We start from the raw sequence: 4,401 nt of genomic DNA on the forward strand, positions 1-4,401 counted from the left end.
GGGTTGTTTTACCCTGCCGGGGTATCAGGACGCCGATGGACGCCAAGTGGCCGGACTGCGAACAAGGGGGTTGTTTTGCCCTGTTGGGTTGTCATGAAGCCGATGGGCGTCAAGGGGCCGGACTGCGAACAAGGGGGTTGTTTTGCCCTGCCGGGTTGTCATGAAACCGCTGGGCGTCAAGGGGCTGGACTGCGAACAAGGGGGTTGTTTTGCCCTGCCGGGCTTCCATGAAGCCGCTGGGCGTCAAGGGGCCGGACTGCGAACAAGGGGGTTGTTTTGTCATGTCGGGTTAACATGAAGCCGTTGGATCTCAAGGAGCCGGACTGCGAACAAGGGGGTTGCTTTGCTTTTAATGGATTATAAAGTCATGACCCCTAAGGGCCATGACCATACCATTTTATGATTATTTTGATTTGCCAATACTAACTTTAATTAAACGTTCTATTTCATTAATGGTTGACTGGCTTATACGCTTGAACTCAAAACTTACTTTTTGACCGTCTTGGCTCTTCCTGACACGTGCGTAAGTATCCTTATCTTCGAAATCTATAATATCTGACACAGTCCATTTAGGCGGTTTATTTGCATCATTACAGAGAATGGTAAGTACTGAATGCAAACCATCTAAAATGGATTTCTGGACTTCCTCAATATCATTAACGTTAATGATCTTATTGTCTTCTGTCCCGACTTCAGATGTTAGCTCTGACAAAGGGATTTTATGGGCAATAGCAACTTTTTCAATTTTAGCCAATTTACCATAGTAAGTATTAGGTATCCCTTCACTATCAGGGAAAATTCTAATTAGTTCTTCGTTAACTTTAGCCGCCTGGATTCTCTTTCTTACCGACTCAACGCTAATGTTAAAATAAGAAGCAAGTTCCTCATTGGTTTTGAACTCTTCATTTTTCATGATTTGAAGGTACTTAATACCCACTTCACGATATGAGAACCTTTTCGCTGTTTGTGCAGCATTTACAATACAATCGACATCTTCACGACTTACCTCTTCATCAAATGCCCATAACGGCAGGTCTGCCAAACATTTGATGCAGCAATAACGACGCCGACTACCCTCAATCAGGTAATATTTACCGTCGCGGTATACAGCAATAGCTTCAGTAGTAACCCCATTTTCTTTTATAAGGGGGAGTATTTCCCTTGTTGAAAGGTCGTCAATTGCCTCTTGATTTCGAGGGTTTAGCTCATGAACTAGCGTCTTCTCTGCCACTTCTGAACCAGGAACGACTACGTAGCGAGCTTCTACTTTACGACCATTTGACAGAGTAAATAGGCGTTTTTGTACAGAAGGAGCTTTTAGAGGCGGAAGCCCGCTTTTTTGATCAACAAATGTACGCTTTGCGTTTCCGGTCAAGTACTTGTCTTTGCTCGTACCGCGTTCAACATCACTCATTATTCACTGTCCTCCCTAACTGAAAAGCTTTTAATCTCATTGATAAGTTGTTGATATACAGACTGAACAGACATTTCCGCAATATCATACTGCTTTGAAGAACAGAGCTCTTCTGATTTTTTAATATCGAGTACAGTGCGACCTTTTTCAGCTGCTGCAACGAAAGCTTCTGAATGTTTAATATTTGTTGTCATGAAACGGTCACGTACAGTTCTTACAAGTTTATTTAAAGTACGAATCTCATGCTGGCTTCTGTCATCTACATTCACAGCCAATACATTTAGCCATTTAATGTTTTCGCCTTTGGAGGGCAATTGTGCCAGACGGTCTGAAATAGTAATCATATAGTTTGTGGTAGAAGCAAAATCATATTCACGGGGTGTAATCGGAACAAGAATTGCGTCAGCCGCCTCATTTGTTGACCAAATGATTGGAGAATCTTGCGGTGGTGTATCAATAAAAATGAGATCGTACTTTTCTTTCAATACAGGGATAACTACATCGCGAAACCGAGTTAGTAGCTTGAGTCTTGCTTCCTTATCCAGACTCCAGTATTTGTCAGTAAATCTGTCATCAGTCGGGAAAGCTGTTATTACATCCATGTTAGGTAAATGTGTAGAAAAGGCCATCGCCCCAATTATTTGTTCTTCCGTGTAACCTTGATTTATATACTGAGTGAAATCATTATCTTCAATTTCACTAAGCAAAACGTCGGTAATAGTCAGATAAACACTATCATCGCTAGTGGTATGAATAAGGTTATTACCCAATGAACCTTGCGGGTCCAGGTCAATTACAAGGATTCTTGCATTTAGATTAAGATCCAAAGCAGCTGCGGTAGCGAGTGTTACTGTTGTTGTACTTTTACCGGTTCCACCTTTGTGGTTCTCAATCACGATGACTCGCGGTAAATACATTTCGCGATATTGAATTGTGCCCATTGCATCAATTATTTTTTGCACATCCCACCGGGTATACAGGTGACTCTTGTTCTGGAAAATGGGTTCCCCAATTACCTGTTTCTCATGTAGTTCGGAAAGAATTCTACTAAATGTATTTCTTGATTTACCAAAGAAATCAGAGAGAGTTTTTTTATTTAAACAGTGGTTATAGATAAGACGGTCTAATCCATCGACCTGTTCATCAGAAACATCTACCCGGCTTGACTCAAGGATAATTTCCTTAAGGCTTGCTTGTTCATTTTTCATTTTCAGGCCGATCGTACGAATATCATCTAGTATGCTCATGGTATCTCCTTAGGTTAGTTTTCACATTATTAATGAGGCTTGAGCGCATTACAAGTTAAAAGTGCATTGTAATGCACATTTAACGCATTTAGCGCTCAAAATAACTTTTCGCGCACAATTCAATTTGTTCGTCTTGTGTACAACCTAAATTCAAAATATTGATATAAAAGGAAAATAATCAATAACTGTAAAAATATTCCGATTTGGTAAATTCTACAGCTTTCATGCTAGGTCTTATACCTAACATTTAAAATTACGCATCTTTTTTTCATGTCCAATGATCACGATTTCTCCCCCTCCCTCCCCTACCCTCCCAAACCCTCATCGTCCATTCCTGATATTGACTGTGTACAAGACACAGGGTGGCGACCTACTGGGCATCAGAAAGCCGCAGAGTTTCCCCGGAGCAGGACTGCGAACAAGGGGGTTGTTTTGCTCTGCCGGGGTATCAGAAAGCCGCTGGGCCACCCGGAGCATGACTGCGAACAAGGGGGTTGTTTTACCCTGCCGGGGTATCAGAAAGCCGCTGGGCCACCCGGAGCATGACTGCGAACAAGGGGGTTGTTTTACCCTGCCGGGGTATCAGAAAGCCGCTGGTCCACCCGAAGCCGGGCTGCGAACAAGGGGGTTGTTTTGTCATGCCGGGGTATCAGGAATCCGCTGGGCCACTCGTAGCAGCACTGCGAACAAGGGGGTTGTTTTGTCTTGTCAGGGTATCAGAAAGCCGCTGGGCCACCCGAAGCCGGACTGCGAACAAGGGGGTTGTTTCACCCTGTCGGGTTGTCATGAAGCCGCTGGGCTACCCGGAGCAGAACTGCGAACAAGGGGGTTGTTTTGTCTTGTCTGGCTGTCATGAAGCCGCTCGGCCACCCGGAGCAGATCTGCGAACAAGGGGGTTGTTTTACTCTGTCGGGATATCAGAAATCCGCCTGGCCTCCCGGAGCCGGACTGCGAACAAGGGGGTTGTTTTGTCATGCCAGTCTGTCAGGAATACGCTGTGCCACCCGGAGCAGGACTGCGAACAAGGGGGTTGTTTTGCTCTGCCGGGGTATCAGAAAGCCGCTGGGCCACCCGGAGCATGACTGCGAACAGGGGGGTTGTTTTGTCCTGCCGGGGTATCAGAAAGCCGCTGGGCCACCCGAAGCAGCAATGCGAACAAGGGGGTTGTTTTGTCCTGCCGGGCAATCAGAAAGCTGCTGGTCCACCCGGAGCCGGACTGCGAACAAGGGGGTTGTTTTATCCTGCCGGGGTATCAGAAAGCCGCTGGGCCACGCGGAGCAGGACTGCGAACAAGGGGGTTGTTTTACCCTGTGGGGTTGTCATGAAGCCGCAGGGCCACCCGGAGCAGAACTGCGAACAAGGGGGTTGTTTTGTCCTGCCGGGGTATCAGAAAGCAGCTGGGCCACCCGAAGCAGCATTGCGAACAAGGGGGTTGTTTTGTCCTGCCGGGGTATCAGAAAGCCGCTGGGCCACCCGGAGCCGGACTGCGAACAAGGGGGTTGTTTTGTCACACCGGGCGATCACAAAGCTACAGGGCTACTTGAAGCAAAGAAGTTAACAAAGATGTCGGGTTGACCTACTGGGCATCAGAAAGCCGCAGGGCCACCCGGAGCAGAACTGCGAACAAGGGGGTTGTTTTGTCCTGCCGGGGTATCAGAAAGCAGCTGGGCCACCCGAAGCAGCATTGCGAACAAGGGGGTTGTTTTGTCCTGCCGGGGTATCAGAAAGCCGCTGGGCCAC

At 46.7% G+C, this 4,401-nt stretch carries 2 protein-coding genes; both read right to left on the reverse strand.

Features of this window, described 5'->3' with window-relative positions; genetic code table 11:
• Positions 1-403: 403 nt before the first annotated feature.
• A complete protein-coding gene (locus L2I46_RS28665) occupies positions 404-1,414 on the reverse strand; it encodes a ParB family protein (protein ID WP_017900718.1) in 1,011 nt (336 codons plus the stop codon).
• On the reverse strand, positions 1,414-2,661 hold the full coding sequence (locus L2I46_RS28670; RefSeq protein ID WP_014839956.1) for a ParA family protein: 1,248 nt from the start codon (positions 2,659-2,661) through the stop codon (positions 1,414-1,416). The genes L2I46_RS28665 and L2I46_RS28670 overlap by 1 nt, the downstream gene beginning before the upstream one ends.
• Positions 2,662-4,401 lie beyond the last annotated feature (1,740 nt).

Origin of the sequence: Klebsiella sp. 2019SCSN059, from assembly GCF_021739525.1 — a bacterium.
Taxonomy (GTDB): Bacteria; Pseudomonadota; Gammaproteobacteria; order Enterobacterales; family Enterobacteriaceae; genus Klebsiella; species Klebsiella quasipneumoniae.